Raw genomic sequence first — 18,401 nt, 5'->3', positions numbered from 1 at the left:
GATATGAATAATAATTGGAATGTAACTATCGGCGAGATTGTAGCTGATAATTATAGAACTGCTTCAGTTTTTTCTAAATATGGTATCGATTTTTGTTGTAAGGGGGATAGAACTCTAGAACAAGCTTGTGATAAAAAATCAATTAATATACAGGAATTGACCAATAAATTAAATGAAGCTGTTACTGTTCAAGATGAAAACATAAATTTTAAATCTTGGCCGCTTGATTTATTGGCTGATTATATTGAAAAAATTCATCACAGCTATATCCGTGAAAAAAGTCCTTCTCTTTTAAAATTTTTAAATAAAGTGCAAAAAGTACATGGATTTAGACATCCCGAATTAGTAGAGGTTTATAATTTATTTTCTGAGTCTGTTACCATGTTGGAAGCTCATCTACTAAAGGAAGAAAGGATTTTATTTCCATTTATTCGTCAAATGAACGCAGCAAAAAATAATAATTTACCCTTTGAAACCTCACATTTTGGCACCGTCGAAAATCCCATTGAGATGATGAAACACGATCATGATATTGAAGGAGAAAGATTTAAAAGAATATCCGAATTAACACAAAACTATACTCCTCCGATGGAAGCTTGTAATACTTATCGTGTATCATTTGCTATGTTGGATGAATTTGAGCAAAATTTACATAAACATATTCATTTGGAAAATAATATTTTATTTCCGAGAGCTATAAAAATGGAATCCTCCATGAAATAAGGCAATAGAATGATTAAAAAGTGGACAGCTGTAAGCTTTTTAAATTTATTTATTGCAGGAACTCTGGGATTTATACTTAGGATATTTCAATATTATTCTATAAGTTTTCCGTATGGCAATTTTTTGCATACTCATTCTCATATTGCCATACTAGGATGGTTATATCAAATATTTTATATCTTAATTTATCTGTATTTTATTCCTAAAAATAAAAAAAATAAATCCTCTTATTCTATCTTATTTTGGATTACTCAATTGACTATTGTAGGCATGTTTTTAAGTTTTCCAGTTCAGGGTTATGGTTTATTTTCAATTTTATTTTCAAGCTTACATATTCTTTGTTCCTATTACTTTTGTTATATAACTTTCAAAAATTTAGTTAATCTTAAAGATATAAGCAACATTTTTCTTAAATCCGCTTTAATTTGTATGCTTATATCTTCCTTGGGGATTTGGGGATTAGGCATAATTATGGGAACATTAGGTAAAAGTTCTGTATTATATTCAATATGCATACAATTCTATCTTCACTTCCAAATCAACGGTTGGTTTTTATTGGGATCTTTGGCTTTATTACTACGATTAATTTATTTAAATTCATACCTTATTCCGCCCAAAATTGCTAACTGTTTTTATGTTTCGGTGTTAGCAGGGATACTATTACTATTCGGTTTACCTCTTAGCTGGTTTATTCATTCCTTTTATATCTATTTTTCTTATTGTATAGGAATTCTCTGTAATATAACAGCATTAATTGTATTTTTAAAATTTATTCAACCCTATTTACTAAAAAGTATAAAATCAAATTATTTTATCTTATATATTTTATACATTTGTTTTATTCTATCCTTTATATTAAAAAATTTTTTTCAATTATTTCTTTTCGATCCGAAAATAGCTCAATTATCTCACGAGATAAAAAACTTACGTTTAGGATTTATTCATTTAGAAGTTTTAGGCATGTATACTACTTTATCATTTGCTTTGCTTATGTTACAAAATCAATGGATCGATAGCAAAAATAAACTAATAGAGATAGGAACTCTTCTTTTTTTAATTTTCTATTTTATTTCAGAAACTTTATTATTTTTACAAGGCTTTTTCATTTATTTAGGAAAAGAATTAATCCCTAATTATTTCTGTATTTTATCTTGGAGTAGTCTGTTGTTTCCTCTGAGTTCTTCCATGTATTTGCTTTATCTATACCAACGCTTACTATGTAAAAAATAAAAAGAGCCTTAAGTTAATTTTAAATCTCACAAAGGGATAAAAAAGAATGGAGAAAATACAAAAAGTATGTTTAGCTTAAAATGGTAGCTACCATTTTTCTATTTCCTCCCCTATTTCTAAATTCACATAGATATATGCCCTGCCATATTCCTAAATTAAGCTTTCCATTAGTTATAGGTATGGATAAATTCATTCCTGCAATTATGGATTTAGCATGAGACGGCATATCGTCTTCACCTTCATAAATATGAGTATAATAGGGTTCTCCTTCTTGAACTACATGATTAAAAATGTTTTCTAAATCGAATCTAACCTCCGGATCGGTATTTTCATTAATAGTTAATCCTGCCGAGGTATGCTTAATGAAAAGATGCAGTATTCCGGTTGAAGGTAAAGAGGGTAACTTACTGATAATTTCATCAGTAATTAAATGAAAACCTCTATTTCGTTCTTTAAGAACAAATTCTATCTGAGATACCATTTTTTTAATGTATTTATAAATTAACCTATTTAATGTTCAATATATTTTTCATATTTATCAAATATAATCTTAAACCATTCTGTATAATGATTAGGATATAGGTCCATATCTTTTTTTAAATCAATAAGATTTATCCATTTTATAGATTCCACTTCTAATGGATTTATAACTATTTCCCCATCGTATTGCCCTATGAAAACATGATCATATTCGTGTTCAACCAGTCCGTCCCCAACCTCTGCTTTATAAATAAAATCGAACTTTTTATACAATTCACAATCAAAACCTAATTCCTCATTAAGTCTTCGATGGGCTCCTTCTAAATAACTCTCACCAACTCTTGGATGGCTGCAACAGGCATTAGTCCATTTCAATGATGAATGATATTTTATTTTAGCCCTTTGTTGTATTAAAAGTTCCTTTTTTTTGTTAAAAATAAAAATTGAAAATGCTCGATGCAATAAACCTTTTTCATGAGCTTCTTGCTTTTCCATTTCTCCTAATACCTCATCATTCTCATTTACTAAAATTACATATTCTGTCATCTTTTTAAAAAATTCTTCTATCTATAACGAAATCCTTGTGGATTTATAAAGTTTTCTAAATTATATCCTAAACCTACTAACAATCCATCTCCTCCTTTCTTGAAAACATCTGTTATTCCAAAATTATATCCGAAAGTAAAATTTAGTCTACCCAAATCTGCTTGCAAAAAAGGAGTAACAGAAAGACCTCCGCTAACATGCGAATCTTTTGCGGTCCTATAGCTCACACCTAATGCAAAAGCATTAAGATCATCCTTATATGTTGCTTTCAAATTTAAATCTATCATCCTTTCCGAATTTGTATTTAAACTCATCATAAGTGAGGGATCTAAAAAAAAAGAATCAGCTAATTCCCAATTGTAGCCTAAATTCAGGTAATACCAAGAGGGCGATGGCTCTATTGAATTTACAACCGGTTTGTTTTCCCCCAGAGGTATATCTTGCACAGACACACCTGCAAAAAAGCCTTCATAAGCAACTGACATTCCTAAATTCAAATAGGGCAAAAATACGGATTTATCTCCATATAAAATAGGATCATTAGCATCCTCCGGTCTCAATTTGGAATATTCAAAAGATTGAGAAAAAAAACTGAATGACGTACCGAATGAAAACTGACTTTCCGATCTATTTTCTTCATCTGTTAAGGGAATATGATAAGCTCCCGATATATTTACCCCCGTAAGGGTTATAGGTCCATTTTCATCCCTGAAAAAGTAAGCTCCTAATCCTACCCTGTCAAAAGCATTAAAATGAGTGCTTATAGTTTGCGTATTTGGACTTTCATTAAAATTACTAAATTGATGATGATACGTTGCTTTTAAAACAATATCATCGGTAGATCCTGTATAGGACGGATTAATCAATACTTTATCCGATAATAGGTATTGCTGATCAAATGGAATACTTTGTTGCCCGTATAATTTTGCATGGGTCAGAAAAAAAATTAGTATTAAAAATGAAAAAAGTCGAGATGATCTCATTAGGATTTATTAAATTAGAATCTAAATACATTAATATATATGGTACAAACTTAATAAAAAGAAATATTTTAAGTATTACTAATGTTTTTAATTTTTTATTATCAATTTTTATCAATTTTTATCATTTACTTATCTAATAATATTTTTTCTAATGCTTTATTTACTTTTTTAGGTAATTCTAAAACTAAAAGATGAGATCCTTTTTCTACTATTTCAAGACCTTGATTTTTAGTATTCAAATAGCTATTATGAATCTTTTTAAATGGAAAAACAATATCTTTAGTACCATGTACTTGGTAAATTTTCTCACATTCCTTTTCAGGCAACCAATTTATGATTTGCTCAATAGACCATTTAAAGTAATCTGAATCTAAATCAACCATAAACTCATCTAATTTGATTTGATTCCTTTTTTGATTATTGGAAGGTTTTATATTGAAATAAACAGACCTTATAAATGCATAAGACAGCATTTTTTTACCGGTAAAAAATTTCATGGGAAACCATGTTGCAAATTTCATTTTCTTTAAAATTTTAAACAATCCGGGTATTTGAATACTATCTTTCATACTAGCGATAAGTATGGTTTTTTCAGGTTTCATAAATTTATTCATTTCTTGAGCTATCACACCTCCAAATGAATAGCCAACTAATATAAAAGGTTCAGATTGATCTATGTTTTCGGCCATCTTTTGTACATAAGTACATAAGGAATCATTTTTTTCAGGAAGATGCCATTCTATATAAACTTTTTCAAATCCTTTAGGGAGCACAATAAATTTGAAGCAATTACATTTTGCTCCTAATCCCGGAATAAAATATACTTTCATTGTTCTATTTATTTTGTTGTTAAGTAATTATAAATGTAAACTTTATTATTTTTAACATTTGCTTAAATATACTTACATGTTATAATTTACCTATATATTTGTAAATATTTTCATACGAATGAATTCAAAGATAAAGTTACATAGAAATTTAATTATAGGCTTACATAAAGCTTTAGAAGAAAGTTTTTTTGAACCAAATAAATATGCAGATAAAGTTCTGGAAAGAACTTTAAAATTCAATAAAAAATGGGGCAGTAAAGACCGAGGCTTTGTTTCTGAATCATTTTATGAAATTATTCGCTGGAAAAACCAGTTGGAATTTTTTGCGAATCGGAAGCTTTCTCCCGAATCAATTAATGTATTAATTGCAACTTATTTACTTCGTAATAAAATTGAGCTTCAACCTTTTCCCGAATTTGAAAAAGTATATATAAAAAAAATTAAGGATCGTTTTAAACTTCCTTTTCCTACCCTTGCCATTAAATATTCTATTCCTGAATGGATGCAAATGGTATTGGAATCTGAACTGGGCGACGAGTGGAGTCATGAAATGAAAGCTTTAAATACCCCGGCGCAGACCATTATTCGGGCTAATTCTCTTAAGATAACTGCTGAAGAACTTAAAGAAGTTTTAATGGTAGAAAATATAATCGTTAATTTTATTAAAGGCTATAAAAATGCTCTTATTATGGAAGAGAAGAAAAATATTTTCAAAACTCAAGCTTTTAAAGACGGTTTATTTGAAATACAAGATGCTTCTTCGCAAAGAGTGGGAGAATTTGCAGATGTAAAGCCGGGAATGAGAGTTATTGATTCTTGTGCCGGAGCCGGTGGAAAAACTTTACATCTTGCTGCTTTAATGGAAAACAAGGGACTAATCATTGCTATGGACATTCATGAATGGAAACTGCAGACACTTAAGCAAAGAGCTCGAAGAAATGGGGCTTATAATATACAGACTAAAGTGATTGAAGATTCTAAAACTTTAAAAAGGCTGGAAAACAGCGCAGATAGAGTATTAATAGATGCACCCTGTTCCGGTTTAGGTGTGCTAAGACGTAATCCCGATGCTAAATGGAAATTAAATGAAGAATTTATTAACCGCGTTAAGGAAGAACAAAGACAAATATTGCAAAATCACTCTAAGCTTGTAAGGAAAGATGGAATCTTAGTTTATGCTACCTGTTCTATTTTACCTTCTGAAAATACTTTACAAGTTGAAAAATTTTTGAATGAAAACTCCAATTATCAACTGATTGAGGAGAAAAAATTAATGCCTTCAGTATGTGGTTTTGATGGATTTTATATGGCTAAACTTTTACGAACGAACTAAAATATTAAATTTTAGTTTTTAAGATGTTTATGATATGAATGACTTGAATCTTTAAATTTTCATAATCAGAATCATTATTAATAAGAAATGTGGATAGTTCAACAATTTTTTTCTGAGGCCATTGATGTTGAAGTCGTTCTTTAATTTCAGATTCGGATAAATGATCTCTGGATATGATTCTTTGCATTCGTACGGAATCAGGAGAAGTAACTGCTATAGTATAATCGCAATCTTGGTAAGCCCCACTTTCAAATAAAATGGCAGCTTCTTTGATACCCAAAACAGTATTTTGTTTACTTTTCCATAATTCAAAGTCTTTTCGTAAAGCTGTATGCACTAAAAAATTTTGCTTTTTTAAAAGATCTTTATTAGAAAAGATCTTTTTTGCTACAAATTTTCTATTTAAAGTTTCTCCCTCATAGGCTTCCTTTCCTAATAGTGAAATTATCTTCATTTTGAGGTCATTATTTTCAACCATTAACTCCTTAGCTCTAGTATCGGAATTATATACCGGAAACCCGAAGTTTTCAAATAACTTCGCTACCGTTGATTTTCCTACACCCATCCCTCCTGTTAATCCAACTATTTTCATTACGTTTTCAAATAATATAATACACCATGACATAATGAGAAATGCTTCCACCTAATACAAATAAATGCCATATAAAATGAGCATAAGGTATTTTATTCTTTGCATAAAATATAGTTCCTAAAGTATAAAATATTCCTCCCAGAACTAAAAACAATAAAGATTCAGAAGTCATTGTATTAGCTATATTCTTTAGGTCGAACACCAAAAGCCAACCCATAACCAAATATAGGAGTAAAGATAATTTATCAACCTTACCGGTCAAAAAAATTTTCATAAAAATACCTAAGGCCGCTATAATCCAAACAATAGTGAAAAGAGTCCACCCCGAACTTTTTTCCAAGACAATCAGGCAAATCGGCGTATACGTACCTGCAATCAGCAAAAAAATACTCATGTGATCTAAAACACGCGCCTTTTTCTTCAAGTTTTCATCTACAAAAAAATGATAAACGGTTGAAGAGGTATATAATATAATAAGTGAAATTCCAAAAGTCCAAATACTTATGGTGCTGTATATACTACTATTCCTATTTTTGATTAATAAAAGTATAAGTCCGACGACCCCAAACACGATTCCCATTCCATGGGATATAGTATTTAGTAATTCCTGTTTGTCTCTTACTGTTTTAGCCATTCCCTATTCCTTTTAGCAAATTTACTAATTATATTTATCTGAAATTTATTTTTTTCATTTTTGAAATTTTTTTATATCTAAAAGCTTCATTTATAAATAAGATTATTAGATTTTTTATAAGTATTTTTGCAATCACTAAAAAACTATATTATAACATGTCATCAAAAGAGAAAAGAGTTTTAATTATTTATTCTTCTACCGATGGGCATACCATTAAAATTTCTAAATACATAGCAAATATTTTAAAAGCTTCGGTAGATATAGTATCAATTAATGATCCGATTCCATCTCTTTCTAACTATGATGGTGTAATTATCGGGGCCAGTATTCGTTATGGATTCCATAGAAATAAAGTAAAAAAATATATTAATACTCATTATAAAGAATTGAATTCAATCCCTAATGCTTTTTTTTCAATAAGCTTAATAGCCAGAAATGAGGAAAGAAGATATGTAGATAATAACCCCTATGCTAAAAAATTTTTAGATAAAATTCAATGGGAACCCAAAAATATAGGTCTTTTTGGGGGCTTATTAAATTATCCTGCCTATTCCATTTTTGATAAGCTCATGATTAAGCTAATTATGACGATTACCAAAGGACCTACAAACACTAAAACTATAATTGAATATACAGACTGGAAACAGGTTAAAACTTTTGCTGCTGAGTTCAATTCACAAATTGATAGTAGGGGAAGATCATAATTTATAAAATATAACTTATTTTTGTAAGTGAAAAACCTTGAAAATACAATTTTAAATAATGGCAAAAGTAAAAATCGGATTGGTACAATCCAGCTGTTCCCACCATATTGAGCATAATATAGAAAAAGCAATTGAGGGGATTAAAAAAGCAGCTTCTAATGGTGCTCAAATAGTTTGTCTACAAGAATTGTTTACATCCTTATATTTTTGTGATGTAGAAAATTACGATAATTTTAAAATAGCAGAAACCATACCTGGACCAACAACTGACAGATTAGGGAAAATAGCTGCTGAACTTAATGTAGTTATTGTCGCTTCTCTTTTTGAGAAAAGAGCAAAAGGATTATATCATAATACTACCGCTATTATTGATGCAGATGGTCAATATCTTGGAAAATACCGTAAAATGCATATTCCTGATGATCCGGCATACTATGAAAAATTTTATTTTACTCCGGGCGATTTAGGTTATAAGGTTTTTCAAACCAAGTATGCTAAAATTGGAGTTTTGATTTGTTGGGATCAATGGTATCCGGAAGCTTCTCGTATTACGGCTTTATTGGGTGCTGAAATATTATTTTATCCAACAGCTATCGGTTGGGCTTCAACTCAGGATGAAGACACTAATAGTGAGCAATACAATGCTTGGCAAACCATACAAAGAAGCCATGCCATTGCCAATGGAGTTCATACAGTAAGTGTAAATCGAGTGGGGTACGAACAGGACGGTAAGATGAAATTTTGGGGAGGTTCTTTTGTATCTAATCCGTTTGGCACTGTATTACAACAAGCCTCTCATGAAAATGAGGAAGTGCTGGTAGTGGAAATTGAAACCGATAAATCAGACAGTTACCGAGTACATTGGCCTTTTTTAAGAGATCGCCGCATAGATTCCTACTCTCCCATTACTAAACGTTTTATTGATGAAGATTAATTTATAGAATAAATAGTCTGAATTTTGGAAATAACAAAAATACCTTTAGGAGACGATCTGGTAAATTTTATACTCTTAGGAGCTTTATTATTATTGATTATTTCAAGATTTTTATTAATTCCTAAAGATGAACCCATTTTCCGTTTTAATTCCGTACCTACAGAAAATGAAAATTTTACTCTGTATGTAGCCATATGCAGTTTTGTTTACACTATTATCTTGTCATTAACGCTTCTTCCATTTTTTACGGTAATAATTCCCTTTTACAATACGGAAATATTTAAATTGATCTCGCTATTTATTATCTTAACCATATATCAAGTATCTTCATATACCTTAGGAAATGGCTTTCTTTTGATATTGGGAAAAAACAAAGAATATCAGATTAATTATAATAATCGATTTATCTTTTTGTTTATTAAATTATTTACAACAATAGCACTTTGTTTTACCATATATTATACCAATATATCGACTCAATATGCACCTTATATCGTTGTGGGAACTCTATCACTTTTGCTCATTGCAGAGTGGATTTGGCTGATGTTCTTCATTAAAAATCAAATAAAGCTTCCTGGTTATTATGAATTTTTGTACCTTTGCGCTTTCGAAATCTTACCGGCACTATATGTATTAAAATTAGTGTTTTTAGGAGATAAATTTTAATTTATTATGAAAATAAAATCCGTTTTAATCTCTCTATCTAGGCCTGCTGGCGATAGTTCACCATATTTTGACATTGAAAAGAAACATAAAATAAAAATTGACTTTTGTCCTTTTATTCATGTACAAGGCGCTGATGCAAAAGATGTAAGATTACAAAAAATTGATTTTTCTAATTTTACCGCAATCATATTTACAAGTCGTAATGCTATCGATCATTTTTTTAGATTAGCAGATGAAATGCGTTTTACCGTTCCCGATTCAATGAAATATGTTTGTCAATCAGAAGCTATTGCATTATATCTTCAAAGATATATTGTTTATAGAAAGAGAAAAATCTATTTTGGAGAGAAAGGAGCGGAAGACATGATTCCTCTTTTAAAGAAGAACCAGAATGAAAAGTACCTTTTACCTAGTTCTGATGTTCTTAACCAAGACATTCCTGATGCATTAGATAAGTCAGGTGTAGACTATACCAGAGCTATACTTTTCCGCACTGTTAGTAGTGACGTGGCTTCTCAAATTAAAGACATTAAAGAATACGATGTTTTAGTATTTTTCAGCCCTTCAGGTATCAAATCCTTATTTGATAATTATAAAGATTTTAAGCAAGATTCCATTAGTATCGGAATATTTGGTCATTCTACCAAACAAGCTGCTGAAGAAGCCGGATTAACCGTTAACTTTTTTGCACCGACTAAAGAAAGCCCATCTATGGCAAAAGCTTTAGATGATTTTTTACAATAAATTTTTTAAAAATATGTTAAGCTCAAATTTGAAATTAAATTTGAGCTTCTTTTTATAAAAAATTTATTAAACATTTGAGTTCTTCTTTATATTTAAACGTTACTTTTATTTTGCCCTCAAATTAAAATATTTCTAATACAGATTTTCTACCGTGATTTACCTAATAAAATTGATTTTCAACATTGCTTATTCTCCTACCTTTTTACCATTTGATTTTTTAAGTTGATTCTATCCTAACTTATAATTTATTATTATTATCATCACCCGTGAACAAAAGCTAGTATTTATAAATCCTCGTTAAATTAAGTAAAATAGTTCAACATTTATTCGGGTTATAATATCTTTGCAATGATTTCAATATGTCAGGACTTTATATCCATATTCCTTTTTGCGTAAAAAAATGCAATTATTGTAATTTTCATTTTTCAACTCAATTCAACTATAAACCACAGTTAGTACATGCTATAGGTAAAGAATTAATTTTGAGAAAAAATGAATTACTTACTCCAATTAAGACTATATATTTTGGAGGGGGTACACCCTCAATACTAAACTTTAAAGAATTAGAATACTTATTTCATATTATTAATGAACATTATGATACTTCTGAAACTTCAGAAGTTACCTTTGAGGCAAATCCAGACGATTTATCAATAGAGTATCTTCAATTCCTTAAAAATCAAACACCTGTTAACCGACTTAGCATAGGCGTTCAATCATTTATAGACGACGATATAAAATTTATGAACCGAAAACACAATGCTGATGAAGCAATACAATGCATTAAATCAGCTAAAGATATCGGTTTTGATAACATTACGATTGATTTGATTTATGGAGCACAAACTACGACTTATGAAAGATGGTTATACACTCTTGAAAAGGCTATATCTTTAGATATACCGCATATCTCATCGTATGCTCTAACCGTTGAACCTAAAACAGTTTTCGAAGCTCAGATAAGAAAAAAAATAATATCTCCCATCGATGAGGAAAAGCAAGCGAATCAATTTGAAATGCTTAGAAAAAAATTAATCGAGCATGACTATATCCAATATGAGTTTTCTAATTTTGGTAAAGTAAACTTTTTTTCACAACACAATACTTCTTACTGGAAAAATAAACCTTATTTGGGCATTGGCCCTTCCGCCCATTCCTATAATGGAAAAGATAAAAGAAGTTGGAATATTTCCCATAATATAAAATATTTAAAAGCATTAGAGAAGAATATGAGAAATTACGAAGAAGAAGTAATTAGTGAAAAAGATCGTTTCAATGAAAAAATCATGCTGGGACTTCGCACCATTTGGGGTATCAACATAGAAGAATTAAGGAATGAATTTTCATACTCTTTAATGAAACATTTTTATAATGAATTAAAATTGTTAGAGGAAACCAATAAGGTACGGGTATCTCATCAAATGGTAACGATTCATCCAGATTCTTTATTTTTTACAGACGGAATAATTGCTCAATTTTTTTTCATTGATTAATTATTAATAAACACTTATTTTTGCATCAATGAAAAAAGAAGATCGTCCAATTGGTATTTTTGACTCCGGAATGGGAGGGCTTACTATAGCTAAGGAAATAAAACGATTATTACCTTATGAAAGTATAATTTATTTTGGAGACTCAAAACATTTGCCTTATGGAGATAAATCTAAAGAAGTGATAACCGAATATTCGGTAAAAATTACCAATTTCTTACTTGAAAATAACTGCAAAGCTATTGTAATTGCATGCAACACTGCTACAGCCAATTCTTTAAAAGAAGTGATCGCTTTAGCCAATAAATATAATGTTCCTGTATATGATGTCATTTCACCGGTGGCAGAAAAAGTGGCTTTTACTTTCAATCAAAATGTTGGAGTTTTAGCTACTAAGTCTACCATATCTTCACATATTTACAAAAAAAGAATTCAAAAGCTAAACCCACATATAAATGTTCACGAATTAGCGACGCCCCTACTTGTTCCCGTTATTGAGGAAGGTTTTAATAATCATGAAATTTCATCCCTTGTTCTTAAAACTTACTTAACGAACAAAAAACTTCAAAATATTGATTCTTTAATCTTAGGATGTACTCATTATCCCTTAATCATCAACGAAGTAAAAAATTTCTATTTAAATAAAATACAGGTTATTGATTCTCCTCTTATAGTTGCCAATTATATAAAACAAGACTTTGAGAATAAAAAATTGAATTCATCGTCTGAAAGTCCATTTTATGAATTTTACGTATCCGATTTAACCCCTACTTTTTCCAAAATGGCAAAAAAATTTTTTGGAACTTGTATATATCTAAAAGTGGTAGATATTTTTAACACAATTTGAAATTGATGCATTTTAAAAATGAATCATTATAATCCATATATAAAATAGCTTCTTTTACTCTAAAAATAAATACATAACAGAAAAATCTAAAAAAAATTCGTAAATTGCATTATAATTTTTAAACATACTATGTTTTCATTGAGTAATATTTAATTTATGGATTTAATACGACTGCATATTAGGGGTATTTCTTATAGCCAAACTCAAACCAGTGCTTATGCTCTTATCTTAGAAGAGGACTTTGGTAAAAGGAAAATTCCTGTAATTATAGGGAGTTTTGAAGCTCAATCCATTGCTTTAGCTTTAGAAAAAGATATTACTCCTCCGAGACCTATTACTCATGATTTATTTACTACCTTTGCAAAAAGTTTTCATATTACAGTTAAAGCTGTTTTTATATATAAATTAAAAGACGGAGTTTTTTATTCCAATATTTTGTTTCAGAATAAGGATACTGATGAAGAAATAGAGATAGATTCTCGTACTTCAGACGCCATTGCTTTAGCTGTGCGTTTTGAAGCTCCTGTATATGCTACTAGAGAAATTATGGAGAAAGCCGGAATTTATATGGAAATGAAAGAAGATGAATTACCCAATGAATCAATATTCGAAAGAGCGTTGGATACCATTGAAAATCAATTGAATATTAATGATATTGAAGATTCCTTTTCCCATCTAACCGATTCAGAGATTAATGATTTAATTTCAAAAGCATTAGAAAATGAAGATTATGAAACTGCAGCGAAATTAAGAGATGAATTAGTAAAACGAAAATAAACTATCTTACTACTTTTAAAGTTATTTTTAACATTTTATATAATTTACAATCATTTAATTGATTATCATTTATAAATTTAGACTTTTTAAACTAAATTTATAATCCTCTTTAACATGTAAAGAAACATTAATTTTTTAATGTAATGAATTTTGGAACGCAAGTTTCCAATGATAGCTAATGCCTAAACTTATTTTTATTATATACTATAATGTAACTTTTTGAATAAAGAAAGCTTGCCGTCAATATACATTTATTATAGTACAACTATATTTTTAATATATGAAATTTCAAGTAGTTTCTCAATTTAAGCCTACGGGCGATCAGCCCCAAGCTATAGAATCACTTTCCGAAGGAATTTTAAAAAATGAAAAGTATCAAACCTTATTAGGTGTAACCGGTTCCGGTAAAACTTTTACTATTGCCAATGTTGTAGAAAAAATTCAACGTCCAACTATTATCCTGGCACACAATAAAACATTGGCTGCTCAACTATATATGGAGTTTAAAGAATTTTTCCCTAATAATGCGGTGGAATATTTTGTTTCTTATTATGATTACTATCAGCCCGAGGCATTTATGCCTACAACCAATACATATATAGAGAAAGATTTGTCAATTAATGAAAATCTTGAAAAATTACGTTTAAGCGCAACTTCTGCTCTGCTTTCCGGAAGAAGAGACGTGTTGGTGGTTTCATCTGTTTCTTGTTTATATGGTATTGGAAATCCGGTAGAATTTAAAAGTAACATGATATCGTTAAAAGTGGGACAGACTATTTCTAAAACCAAATTATTGCAATCTTTGGTAAATGCCTTATATTCACGCTCTGAAATCAATTTTGGTCGAGGAAATTTTAGAGTAAAAGGTGATGTGGTTGATATTTTTCCTGCTTATTCGGATACAGGAATACGGATTCAATTTTTCGGTAATGAGATTGAACGTATTGAAAATGTAGATTACGTTTCCAATAATGTTATCGATTCCATTGAAAGTATAAATATATATCCGGCCAACTTATTTGTGACTTCTCCGGATACGTTGAATAATGCTATACGCAACATTCAGATAGATTTGGGTAAGCAAGTCGATTATTACAATGAAATAGGTAAAAATCTGGAAGCCCACCGTTTAAAAGAACGAACCGAATTTGATCTTGAAATGATTAAAGAATTGGGGTATTGCTCCGGAATAGAGAATTATTCTCGATATCTCGACGGTCGTCTTCCCGGAACCAGACCTTTCTGTTTATTGGACTATTTTCCGGAAGATTACTTAATGGTAATCGATGAAAGTCACGTTACATTACCTCAGGTTCATGCCATGTACGGAGGAGATCGAAGCAGAAAGGAAACGCTAGTGGAGCACGGATTCAGACTTCCTGCCGCATTAGACAATCGTCCGCTTAAATTTGAGGAATTTGAAAAGATGCAAAACCAGGTAATTTATGTAAGTGCAACACCTGCTGATTATGAATTACAAAAAAGTGAGGGGGTATACATAGAACAAATTATTCGGCCGACCGGATTGCTGGATCCTACAATTGAAGTAAGACCTTCCTTGAATCAGATAGATGACCTGATGGCTGAAATACAAAAAAGAATTGAAGATGATGAAAGAGTGCTGGTAACTACATTAACCAAACGCATGGCCGAAGAGTTAACCAAATATCTTACCAAATTCGGAATAAGAACCCGATTTATCCATTCGGATATTGATACGCTGGAACGTGTAGAAATTATGCAGGATTTGCGAATTGGCAAATTTGATGTTTTGGTGGGGGTTAATTTATTGCGTGAAGGATTAGACCTACCTGAAGTTTCTTTAGTGGCAGTTTTAGATGCCGATAAAGAAGGCTTTTTACGTTCGCACCGCTCATTGACCCAGACAGCAGGTAGAGCAGCCCGAAATATTCATGGTAAAGTTATTATGTATGCGGATAAAATGACGGATAGTATGAAAAAAACTATTGATGAAACTGCCAGAAGAAGGGAAATTCAGAATCAATATAATTTAGAACATCATATTTCTCCTCAACCATTAAAGAAAAAAATTACTAATATTTCTATCAATAATTTGGAAACTGAAGCTAAATCTTATGTTCCCCAACATGAAATTAAAAAGGTTGCTGAAGATGATCCACAGTATAAATCTAAAGATTTAGAAAAAATCATTTCTAAAAAGCAAAAAGAAATGGAAAAAGCTGCTAAAAACTTAGATTTTCTAACGGCTGCTAAGATTCGTGACGACATACAAGCCTTAAAGGATCAAATGAAAATATCCAAATAATTATTTTACTATATAAATCACAAAAATTTAATTAGTAAAGAAACTCATCAACAATAGATTATATACTTACATTCCTATCTTTTATAAATTGAAATACTTGTAAATTACTAATGTACTTACAATAAATAAAAGCCCAAACCCCGCAAGTAGCGGGGTTTAATATCTATAATTAAACTTTATTGTAATTTATTATTTCCCCTGTAAACACTTAGCTATCTTCTCCTCACGATTTCCTTCATCATCCATTGAGCAATTATATTTATTCTTAATTGATGCCAAAGTTGTTTTCTCGTATATATTTCCATTTTTAATATAGTACACTAGTCTTTGTGGATGACTATCTCCAGGGAATTTTGGTGACATATCTATAGCTTGAATTTTAGCTGATGCGTATAATTTTTCAGGTACAATTTCCTTACATATCTGAACATCATTTTCTATTAGAACAGGTCTATAAACTACCGTTTGAATTTTTTTTGAAAACATTTTTTTTCTAATTTCAAATTCTATTTTTTCTATCTCATCTATACTTATTTTTTCACTTTTTTTTCTTTTAGAATTATTAGGCACAAACAAAATCTCCTTCATATAATTTTTATTTTTAATACCAAATCCTACCCCATTTAAGCCTAGTCTAGCCCTATCATCATTGATTGTAGCTTTACCTTCCTTAACTTCACCATTTTTTAAATACACTTTTGCCGGACTGTAAACTTTATTATATTGTCCATAAGAAAGTATACTTAACGTTACTGTTAATACTAATAAAATCTTTTTCATAATGTTTTGTTTTTTATTTATAAATTTTATATTGAAATCACCTTACAAGGATATGAATTTAAATGAATTTATATTTTACTTATCGTGAAACTATTAATGTATTTTGTTGTGTCTTGATAATATATAAGTTAGCATAGAATAAGATAAGCTACCTTAAAAAAAATTAAATCACTTTTTTTTAAATTTATCCTTTTTAATTATTTCAGATTTATCTATACTCTTTAATTTGTAAAATTGTTTAGAAAAAATTTAAATTGTTTCGGGAGTAAATGAAAGTAGAAGTATATTTAAATTTATACATTATTTTATTACATGGAGAATTATAGTTCATACAGCAAATTTTTTAAGTTAAAGTACAAATATACAATTTTCCTAGATAAAATTTATATTGATTAGAAAAAAATTAACTCATAAATTATTAATACCTTTAATAATTTAATGTTATTTATTTAATTTAAATACTAGTAATATAATTCCTCTCGCGAGACAGCCCGCCTTGTTCGATAATAAACTTCGCATGCTTTTTCTCTCGCTCCGAAATCCAATTGGTCATAATGATAAAAGTACTTTTTTTTGATATAAAATATTTTTTTATCTTTTTGTTTAAAGATTTTTTCTTTTTTTTAGGAAATTAATTTCTAGTAAAAACCCCGCTAGTTGCGGGGTTTTGTTTTATTTAGGTTTTGCCCATTCGGGGCGTTCTTTCCAACCGCCCGGGGGGGCTTGCTTTATGCTATCCGGTACAGGGATATCTTGAAATATATCTGATACATTATTATCCTCCAATGAAAATTGAACTAAATACCGATGTCCTTTTTTAGGTCTTTTGTCACTATTATAAATACTACTTTTAGAGTATTCTTTACCATTTACGGTATATTCATAGCTTACTTTTTTATGGTTTACTATAGGCCAGTAGATCCGATCTATATATCCGATCGTGTAATTGCCATATTTAAGTGGGCTAACTTTAATATGATTATATATTAAAACTCCAATAAAAGGTATTATAATAAATAAATAATTCCATTTTGATTCCTTTTCAACTAAATAATAGCGTAAAGTTTTTAAAAACTTATTCATTAGTGTATCTTTCTTAATCCAATTTATTTTGTATTACATTTACTCCATAATCTGGGGCATTCATAAGTACTGTTGCGGCTTTGCTTCCTGTTGTTTGGCCAAAGCGGACGCTGGTTTGCATATAAGTGCCGATTACGGTTCCTTTAAAAAATCGTGAACCACTGATTCCTGTAGCTGCCGCTCCCCCTATTACGCCTAAGGTTGCCTGAGTCACAAAATCTCCTTCACTCATTGTTCCATTGAATATTGTTTTAATAGGGTTTCCAACAGTTATTTGTGTTGTTGCAGATAGCAGTGCATTGCCTACATAATTCATTCCAAAGCCTGCTAATCCACTTTGGGTTAAGTTGACGTCTCCTATAGCTTTGGCTAAATCTCCGCCATTGGTAGTTAAGTTTGCCGCTGTTTGTACGGCTACATCTGTTCCCACTCTACCCAAAACGGCTGTAGTTGAACCTACTCCGGATAAACTAAAGAAGCCTGCTGCTATGCTTTCATAAGCCGCAATTGGTCCGAAAATAACTCCCATTGCTCCTAACGTCCAGTTCTTTACATCTTGAGTATGCATTAACGGTTTTCCTCCAAAGGCATCTGTATAATGTTTATAGGCTGCTCTTGATCTTCTTTCTTTTTCTATTTGTTGTAACGTAGCTACATCTTGTCTTGGGATTCGTTGGCCTGTTACTACTATCTCCGGTATTTCGGTCGGATTATTCGGATCTACTCCCTCCCCTTTCA

20 protein-coding genes are annotated in these 18,401 nt (G+C 30.2%); 11 read left to right on the top strand and 9 right to left on the bottom strand.

Annotation, left to right across the window (positions count from 1 at the left end):
- Positions 1-3: 3 nt before the first annotated feature.
- The gene (gene ric, locus ASC36_RS09305) at positions 4-723 is read left to right on the top strand and encodes an iron-sulfur cluster repair di-iron protein (RefSeq protein ID WP_055426228.1); all 720 of its coding nucleotides are present in this window, start codon (positions 4-6) and stop codon (positions 721-723) included.
- A 9-nt stretch (positions 724-732) separates the two neighbouring features.
- Positions 733-1,953, top strand: coding sequence for a hypothetical protein (locus ASC36_RS09300; protein ID WP_055426227.1), 1,221 nt, complete (start codon positions 733-735; stop codon positions 1,951-1,953).
- Between the two features lie 70 nt (positions 1,954-2,023).
- Here the strand turns inward: ASC36_RS09300 and ASC36_RS09295 are convergent, their stop codons facing one another.
- The 4 genes from ASC36_RS09295 to ASC36_RS09275 form a co-directional block, all read right to left on the bottom strand.
- The gene (locus tag ASC36_RS09295; RefSeq protein ID WP_055426226.1) at positions 2,024-2,434 is read right to left on the bottom strand and encodes a secondary thiamine-phosphate synthase enzyme YjbQ; all 411 of its coding nucleotides are present in this window, start codon (positions 2,432-2,434) and stop codon (positions 2,024-2,026) included.
- 29 nt (positions 2,435-2,463) lie between these two features.
- Positions 2,464-2,979 carry an isopentenyl-diphosphate Delta-isomerase gene (idi, locus tag ASC36_RS09290; RefSeq protein ID WP_055426225.1) on the bottom strand — a complete coding sequence of 172 codons (516 nt, stop codon included), beginning with the start codon at positions 2,977-2,979 and terminating at the stop codon, positions 2,464-2,466.
- A 17-nt stretch (positions 2,980-2,996) separates the two neighbouring features.
- Positions 2,997-3,962 carry a PorP/SprF family type IX secretion system membrane protein gene (locus ASC36_RS09285; protein WP_073961265.1) on the bottom strand — a complete coding sequence of 322 codons (966 nt, stop codon included), beginning with the start codon at positions 3,960-3,962 and terminating at the stop codon, positions 2,997-2,999.
- 125 nt (positions 3,963-4,087) lie between these two features.
- A complete protein-coding gene (locus ASC36_RS09275) occupies positions 4,088-4,792 on the bottom strand; it encodes an alpha/beta hydrolase (RefSeq protein ID WP_055426222.1) in 705 nt (234 codons plus the stop codon).
- Between the two features lie 118 nt (positions 4,793-4,910).
- Between ASC36_RS09275 and ASC36_RS09270 the strand changes: the two genes are divergently transcribed.
- The gene (locus ASC36_RS09270) at positions 4,911-6,125 is read left to right on the top strand and encodes an RsmB/NOP family class I SAM-dependent RNA methyltransferase (RefSeq protein ID WP_055426221.1); all 1,215 of its coding nucleotides are present in this window, start codon (positions 4,911-4,913) and stop codon (positions 6,123-6,125) included.
- Positions 6,126-6,129: 4 nt separating this feature from the next.
- Here ASC36_RS09270 and coaE read toward each other — a convergent pair whose 3' ends face one another.
- Both coaE and trhA read right to left on the bottom strand, forming a co-directional pair.
- Complete coding sequence (gene coaE, locus ASC36_RS09265) at positions 6,130-6,717, bottom strand: dephospho-CoA kinase (RefSeq protein WP_073961267.1); 588 nt, start codon at positions 6,715-6,717, stop codon at positions 6,130-6,132.
- Between the two features lie 7 nt (positions 6,718-6,724).
- Positions 6,725-7,351, bottom strand: a complete 627-nt coding sequence (gene trhA, locus ASC36_RS09260) for a PAQR family membrane homeostasis protein TrhA (protein ID WP_055426219.1) — start codon at positions 7,349-7,351, stop codon at positions 6,725-6,727.
- A gap of 155 nt (positions 7,352-7,506) precedes the next feature.
- Here trhA and hemG point away from each other — a divergent pair, with 155 nt between their 5' ends.
- From hemG to uvrB, 8 genes are all read left to right on the top strand, one after another.
- A complete protein-coding gene (gene hemG / locus ASC36_RS09255; protein ID WP_055426218.1) occupies positions 7,507-8,055 on the top strand; it encodes a menaquinone-dependent protoporphyrinogen IX dehydrogenase in 549 nt (182 codons plus the stop codon).
- Between the two features lie 58 nt (positions 8,056-8,113).
- Entirely contained in the window at positions 8,114-8,989 is an 876-nt protein-coding gene (locus tag ASC36_RS09250) for a carbon-nitrogen hydrolase (RefSeq protein WP_055426217.1), read from the top strand.
- 24 nt (positions 8,990-9,013) lie between these two features.
- Positions 9,014-9,655 (top strand): DUF4271 domain-containing protein, encoded by a 642-nt coding sequence (locus tag ASC36_RS09245; protein WP_055426216.1) that lies wholly within the window; start codon positions 9,014-9,016, stop codon positions 9,653-9,655.
- A gap of 6 nt (positions 9,656-9,661) precedes the next feature.
- Positions 9,662-10,399 carry a uroporphyrinogen-III synthase gene (locus tag ASC36_RS09240; RefSeq protein ID WP_055426215.1) on the top strand — a complete coding sequence of 246 codons (738 nt, stop codon included), beginning with the start codon at positions 9,662-9,664 and terminating at the stop codon, positions 10,397-10,399.
- Between the two features lie 359 nt (positions 10,400-10,758).
- Positions 10,759-11,892 carry a radical SAM family heme chaperone HemW gene (hemW, locus tag ASC36_RS09235; RefSeq protein WP_055426214.1) on the top strand — a complete coding sequence of 378 codons (1,134 nt, stop codon included), beginning with the start codon at positions 10,759-10,761 and terminating at the stop codon, positions 11,890-11,892.
- 28 nt (positions 11,893-11,920) lie between these two features.
- Positions 11,921-12,736 carry a glutamate racemase gene (gene murI / locus ASC36_RS09230; RefSeq protein WP_055426213.1) on the top strand — a complete coding sequence of 272 codons (816 nt, stop codon included), beginning with the start codon at positions 11,921-11,923 and terminating at the stop codon, positions 12,734-12,736.
- Between the two features lie 156 nt (positions 12,737-12,892).
- Positions 12,893-13,513 carry a bifunctional nuclease family protein gene (locus tag ASC36_RS09225; RefSeq protein WP_055426212.1) on the top strand — a complete coding sequence of 207 codons (621 nt, stop codon included), beginning with the start codon at positions 12,893-12,895 and terminating at the stop codon, positions 13,511-13,513.
- A 280-nt stretch (positions 13,514-13,793) separates the two neighbouring features.
- A complete protein-coding gene (uvrB, locus tag ASC36_RS09220; protein WP_055426211.1) occupies positions 13,794-15,800 on the top strand; it encodes an excinuclease ABC subunit UvrB in 2,007 nt (668 codons plus the stop codon).
- Positions 15,801-15,989: 189 nt separating this feature from the next.
- Here the strand turns inward: uvrB and ASC36_RS09215 are convergent, their stop codons facing one another.
- From ASC36_RS09215 to ASC36_RS10820, 3 genes are all read right to left on the bottom strand, one after another.
- Entirely contained in the window at positions 15,990-16,580 is a 591-nt protein-coding gene (locus tag ASC36_RS09215; RefSeq protein ID WP_055426210.1) for a hypothetical protein, read from the bottom strand.
- Positions 16,581-17,252: 672 nt separating this feature from the next.
- Positions 17,253-17,663, bottom strand: a complete 411-nt coding sequence (locus ASC36_RS09210; protein ID WP_055426209.1) for a hypothetical protein — start codon at positions 17,661-17,663, stop codon at positions 17,253-17,255.
- A gap of 13 nt (positions 17,664-17,676) precedes the next feature.
- Positions 17,677-18,401 (bottom strand): hypothetical protein (locus tag ASC36_RS10820; protein ID WP_167336880.1); only part of this gene is annotated, 725 nt, incomplete at its 5' end.

It is taken from the genome of Apibacter mensalis, assembly GCF_001418685.1.
GTDB classification, from domain to species: Bacteria; Bacteroidota; Bacteroidia; order Flavobacteriales; family Weeksellaceae; genus Apibacter; species Apibacter mensalis.
The sequence above is the reverse complement of the archived record's forward strand: the minus strand, read 5'-3'. Positions and strand labels throughout refer to the sequence as shown.

What these genes read in the sequence shown, in the direction of transcription:
- ASC36_RS09215 (WP_055426210.1), bottom strand. Translation starts at nt 16,580, where the DNA reads ATGAAAAAGATTTTATTAGTATTAACAGTAACGTTAAGTATACTTTCT.
- uvrB (WP_055426211.1), top strand. Translation starts at nt 13,794, where the DNA reads ATGAAATTTCAAGTAGTTTCTCAATTTAAGCCTACGGGCGATCAGCCC.
- idi (WP_055426225.1), bottom strand. Translation starts at nt 2,979, where the DNA reads ATGACAGAATATGTAATTTTAGTAAATGAGAATGATGAGGTATTAGGA.
- ASC36_RS09210 (WP_055426209.1), bottom strand. Translation starts at nt 17,663, where the DNA reads ATGAATAAGTTTTTAAAAACTTTACGCTATTATTTAGTTGAAAAGGAA.
- murI (WP_055426213.1), top strand. Translation starts at nt 11,921, where the DNA reads ATGAAAAAAGAAGATCGTCCAATTGGTATTTTTGACTCCGGAATGGGA.
- ASC36_RS09295 (WP_055426226.1), bottom strand. Translation starts at nt 2,434, where the DNA reads ATGGTATCTCAGATAGAATTTGTTCTTAAAGAACGAAATAGAGGTTTT.
- ASC36_RS09250 (WP_055426217.1), top strand. Translation starts at nt 8,114, where the DNA reads ATGGCAAAAGTAAAAATCGGATTGGTACAATCCAGCTGTTCCCACCAT.
- ASC36_RS09270 (WP_055426221.1), top strand. Translation starts at nt 4,911, where the DNA reads ATGAATTCAAAGATAAAGTTACATAGAAATTTAATTATAGGCTTACAT.
- ric (WP_055426228.1), top strand. Translation starts at nt 4, where the DNA reads ATGAATAATAATTGGAATGTAACTATCGGCGAGATTGTAGCTGATAAT.
- ASC36_RS09240 (WP_055426215.1), top strand. Translation starts at nt 9,662, where the DNA reads ATGAAAATAAAATCCGTTTTAATCTCTCTATCTAGGCCTGCTGGCGAT.
- trhA (WP_055426219.1), bottom strand. Translation starts at nt 7,351, where the DNA reads ATGGCTAAAACAGTAAGAGACAAACAGGAATTACTAAATACTATATCC.
- ASC36_RS09300 (WP_055426227.1), top strand. Translation starts at nt 733, where the DNA reads ATGATTAAAAAGTGGACAGCTGTAAGCTTTTTAAATTTATTTATTGCA.
- ASC36_RS09225 (WP_055426212.1), top strand. Translation starts at nt 12,893, where the DNA reads ATGGATTTAATACGACTGCATATTAGGGGTATTTCTTATAGCCAAACT.
- hemG (WP_055426218.1), top strand. Translation starts at nt 7,507, where the DNA reads ATGTCATCAAAAGAGAAAAGAGTTTTAATTATTTATTCTTCTACCGAT.
- ASC36_RS09285 (WP_073961265.1), bottom strand. Translation starts at nt 3,962, where the DNA reads ATGAGATCATCTCGACTTTTTTCATTTTTAATACTAATTTTTTTTCTG.
- ASC36_RS09275 (WP_055426222.1), bottom strand. Translation starts at nt 4,792, where the DNA reads ATGAAAGTATATTTTATTCCGGGATTAGGAGCAAAATGTAATTGCTTC.
- coaE (WP_073961267.1), bottom strand. Translation starts at nt 6,717, where the DNA reads ATGAAAATAGTTGGATTAACAGGAGGGATGGGTGTAGGAAAATCAACG.
- hemW (WP_055426214.1), top strand. Translation starts at nt 10,759, where the DNA reads ATGTCAGGACTTTATATCCATATTCCTTTTTGCGTAAAAAAATGCAAT.